The 4,210-nt window shown below is 71.4% G+C and carries 1 protein-coding gene; it reads left to right on the top strand.

Translation table 11 applies throughout. The features are described from left to right. Positions 1–2: 2 nt before the first annotated feature. Positions 3–4,210 (top strand): SDR family NAD(P)-dependent oxidoreductase (locus tag ACWD10_RS38250; protein ID WP_451098422.1); only part of this gene is annotated, 4,208 nt, incomplete at its 3' end.

Raw genomic sequence — 4,210 nt, 5'->3', positions numbered from 1 at the left:
ACATCGCAGCCGTCAACGGCCCGGAATCAGTCGTACTCTCCGGCCCGGAAACCGACGTCCTCGCCCTCACAGAACAACTCGAAGCACTGGGACGGAAAACAAAACGCCTGTCGGTCTCCCACGCATTCCACTCCTCCCTCATGGAACCCATGCTGGAAGAATTCCGGCACATCGCGGAACAGATCGACTACACGACACCGCACCTCACCATGCCCACGCCAGCGGACGGCGGCACACGGGACGCGGCCTATTGGGTACGCCACGTCCGCGACGCAGTGCGCTTCGCCGACGACGTACGCTTCCTCGAAAACCAGGGAACCAGCACCTTCCTGGAAATCGGACCACAAGCCGCACTCACCGGCATGGTCCCGGAAAACCTCACAGACGACTCCTCCACACGCTGCGTGACCAGCACCCGCCGCAACCTCGACGAAGTCACCGCAGTCGTCACAGCACTCGCCGAACTCCACACGTGCGGAACACCCGTCAACTGGCACCCACTGCTCGCCAGCGACACAACCACACACACCGACCTGCCCACCTACGCCTTCCAACGCAACCACTACTGGCTGGACCCGGTCGAGAGCCGCACCCGGAACCCCGCCGAGGACGCCCTGTGGAACGCCGTCGCACGGGGCGAGGCCGAGGAGCTCTCGCACCTGCTCGGGGCCGACGACAGCGACAGCGTCGCCGCGGTGCTCCCGCACCTGGCCGCCTGGCACAGCCGTCACGCCCACACCGGCGAAGTAGCGGACTGGCTCTACGAGGAGCACTGGCAGCAGGCCCCAGCACTCGACGCCGTACCGGGCCGCACGTCCGGCCCGTGGCTCCTTGTGGCCCCACCACCCGGACTGGCCACGGCACTTGAAGCAACGGGCGCGGAGGTGTACGTCGTCCCGGCCGCCGGAGAGCGCGAAGGCTTCCGCACCTGCCTGGCCGACCTGCCGGCCGACGCCACCGCCTCCCTGCGCGGCGTGCTCGCCTGCACCCCGCTCGACGAGGCGGTCGGGGCGGAGACCGCGCCCGCCTGCGGCACCTCACAGACCCTCGCTCTCACCCAGGCCCTCGGCGACCAGGGCATCGAGGCGCCGCTGTGGATCCTCACCCGCGGCGCCGTACAGGCCCACGCCGACGACACCGTCCCGCGCGCCTGGCAGGCACAGACCTGGGGCCTCGGCCATGCGATCGCCCTGGAGCACACGAACCGGTGGGGCGGCCTGATCGACCTCCCCGAAGCGATCGACGAGCGAACCGTCGCACAGCTCCTCGGCACCGTCGTGGCCAGTGACGGAGAAGAGCACGTCGCCCTGCGCCCCGCGGGCCGCTTCGTACGCCGCCTGCGCCGCTTCGCCCCCGCCCCCTCCACACCGGCCTGGACCGGTCGCGGCACCGCGCTCATCACCGGCGGCAGCGGGGCACTCGCCGCCCACGTCGCCCGCCACCTGGCCGCACGCGGCACCGAACACCTGGTCCTGGCCTCCCGGCGCGGCCCCGAAGCACCGGGCGCGGCCGAACTCAAGGCCGAGCTGGAGGCGACCGGCGCCCGCGTCACCCTCGCCGCGTGCGACATCAGCGACCCCGCCCGGACAGCGGAGCTGCTGGCCGAGATCGACCGCGACGAGCAGGCCCCCCTGCGAGCCGTGTTCCACACGGCGGGCGCGCTCGGCGACAAGCTGTTGAGCGGCCTCACCACCGCCGAGGTGGAAGCGGTCGCGGCAGCCAAGCTCGGCGGAGCCTGGACCCTGCACGCTCTCACCCAGAACCGCGCGCTGGACGCCTTCGTCCTGTTCTCCTCGGTGATCGGAACCCTCGGCAACACCGGACAGGCCGCCTACGCGATGGCGAACGCGGGCCTCGACGCCCTCGCCGCACACCGCAGGGCGGCCGGGCTCCCCGTGGTCGGCGTGGCCTGGGGCCCATGGGCCGACGGCGGCATGGCCGCCGGTGAGACCGGCGCCCTGCTGCGCCGCAGTGGTCTCGTCCCGATGCCGACGGCCAAGGCACTCACCGGTCTTGACCTGGCGCTGGCCGCCGAGCACACGCTCGTCGTGGCGGACGTGGACTGGCCCCGGGCCGTACCCGCGTTCTGCCCGCGCGGGCCGGTGCGCCCGCTGCTGCGCGACATCCCCGAAGCCCGTGCCGCCGAACCGACCCCGTCCACCGCCGCGAACCCGCTGCGCGACACGGTCCTCGCGCTGCCCGACGAGGACCGACTCGCGTACGCCCGCCGGCTCCTCGCGGCCGAGGCAGCGACGGTGCTCGGCGTACGGGACCCGGCAGCGCTCGACCCCGAGCGGGGCTTCAAGGATCTGGGGTTCGACTCGATGCTGGCCGTCTCCTTCAGCCATCGGATCGAGGAGCGCACCGGCGTCACCACACCCCGGACGCTGATCTACGACTTCCCGAACCTGGACGCCCTGGCGCACTGGCTACTCGGCGAACTCGCCCCGGGCAGCGCGGGTGACACGGGTGTCCCGGCCACGCCCGCGGGCGGCCGCAGCGACGAACCGCTCGCGATCGTGGGTGTGGGGCTGCGGATGCCGGGCGAGGCGCACGATTTGGAGAGCTTCTGGGAGGTGCTGGCCGAGGGGCGGGACACGGTGGTGCCGGTCCCGGCTGACCGGTTCGACATCGACGCCTTCTACGACGCCGACCCGGAGGCCGAGGGGAAGACCTACGTCCGCCAGGCCTCGTTCCTGGATGATGTGGCGTCCTTTGACGCGGCCTTCTTCGGGATCAGTCCGCGGGAGGCGGAGCCGATGGATCCGCAGCATCGGCTGTTGCTGGAGGCGGCCTGGAGTTCACTGGAGGACGCGGGTATCCGGCCGCGTGAACTGCGGGACAGCCGCACGGGCGTCTTCGTCGGCGCCGGACCGGGTGAGTACGGCAAGCACCGTCAGGGCGCTGCCCCGGATACGTACACCCTGACCGGGAGTCTGCCCAGCTTCCATGCGGGGCGTCTGTCGTATCACCTGGGGCTGCAGGGCCCGGCGCTCGCCATCGACACGGCCTGTTCGTCGTCCCTGGTGGCACTGCACCTGGCGGCCGAGGCGCTCCGTAACGACGAGTGCGAGGTGGCCCTGGCGGGCGGGGTGCAAGTCCTGGCGGATCCAGGCGCGTTCGTGGCACTGAGCCGCTCGCACGCGCTGTCCCCGGACGGGCGTAGCAAGACGTTCTCGGCCGATGCCGATGGCTACGGGCGCGGCGAGGGCGTCGGCGTGCTGGCCGTGATGCGGCTCGGCGATGCGCTGGAGCGGGGCCATCGGGTCCTGGGTGTCGTCCGCGGCACGGCCGTCAATCACGACGGTGCCAGTAGTGGGATCACCGCGCCCAATGGCACCGCTCAGCAGAAGGTGCTCCGTGCCGCACTGCGTTCGGCCGGGCTGTCCGGCACGGACGTGGATTACGTGGAGTGCCACGGCACGGGTACGTCGCTGGGCGACCCGATAGAGGTGCAGGCACTGGCGGCGGTGTACGGGCAGGAGCGTGAGCCGGGCCGCGCACTCGCGCTGGGCACGGCCAAGAGCGTCATCGGTCACCTGGAGTCGGCCGCCGGTATCGCGGGGATCTGCAAGGTGCTGGCGTCCTTCCGGAAGGGGTCCCTTCCGCCGACCATGCACAGCTCACCCCGGAATCCGAACATCGCCTGGGACGAGTTGCCGGTGCGGGTCGTCGATGCCCTCGAACCGTGGGAGCGGGATGAGGCGCGGGTGCGGCGTGCGGGTGTGTCGTCGTTCGGGTTGAGCGGCACCAACGCCCATGTCGTGCTGGAGGAGCCTCCGGCCGCGGAGCCCACGGCCGCCGCGCCCGTCACAGTGGGCCGCGAGGCCGGGCCGCTGCCGGTGGTGGTTCCGGTGTCGGGACACACGGCCGGGGCGTTGGCGGCGAATGCTGGGCGTTGGGCGGACTGGCTGGAGTCGCGTTCTGATGCTGACGCTGGTCTGTCGCTGGTGGATGTGGCGGTTGCCGCTGCTGGGCGTACGGCCTTTGAGCATCGGGCTGGTGTGGTTGCTGACTCGGTGGCTGAGGCTGTGGCGGGGCTGCGTGCGGTCAGCGAGGGGCGTACGGGTGCGGGAGTTGTGGCCGGATCGGCCTCTGTCTCCGGCCCGCGTATGGCGTTTCTGTTCACCGGGCAGGGTGCTCAACGGGTCGGTATGGGCCGGGAACTGTACGAGGCCTTTCCCGCATTCGCCGAAGCCTTCGACGAAGT

It is taken from the genome of Streptomyces sp. NPDC002851, assembly GCF_053591935.1.
The sequence above is the reverse complement of the archived record's forward strand: the minus strand, read 5'-3'. Positions and strand labels throughout refer to the sequence as shown.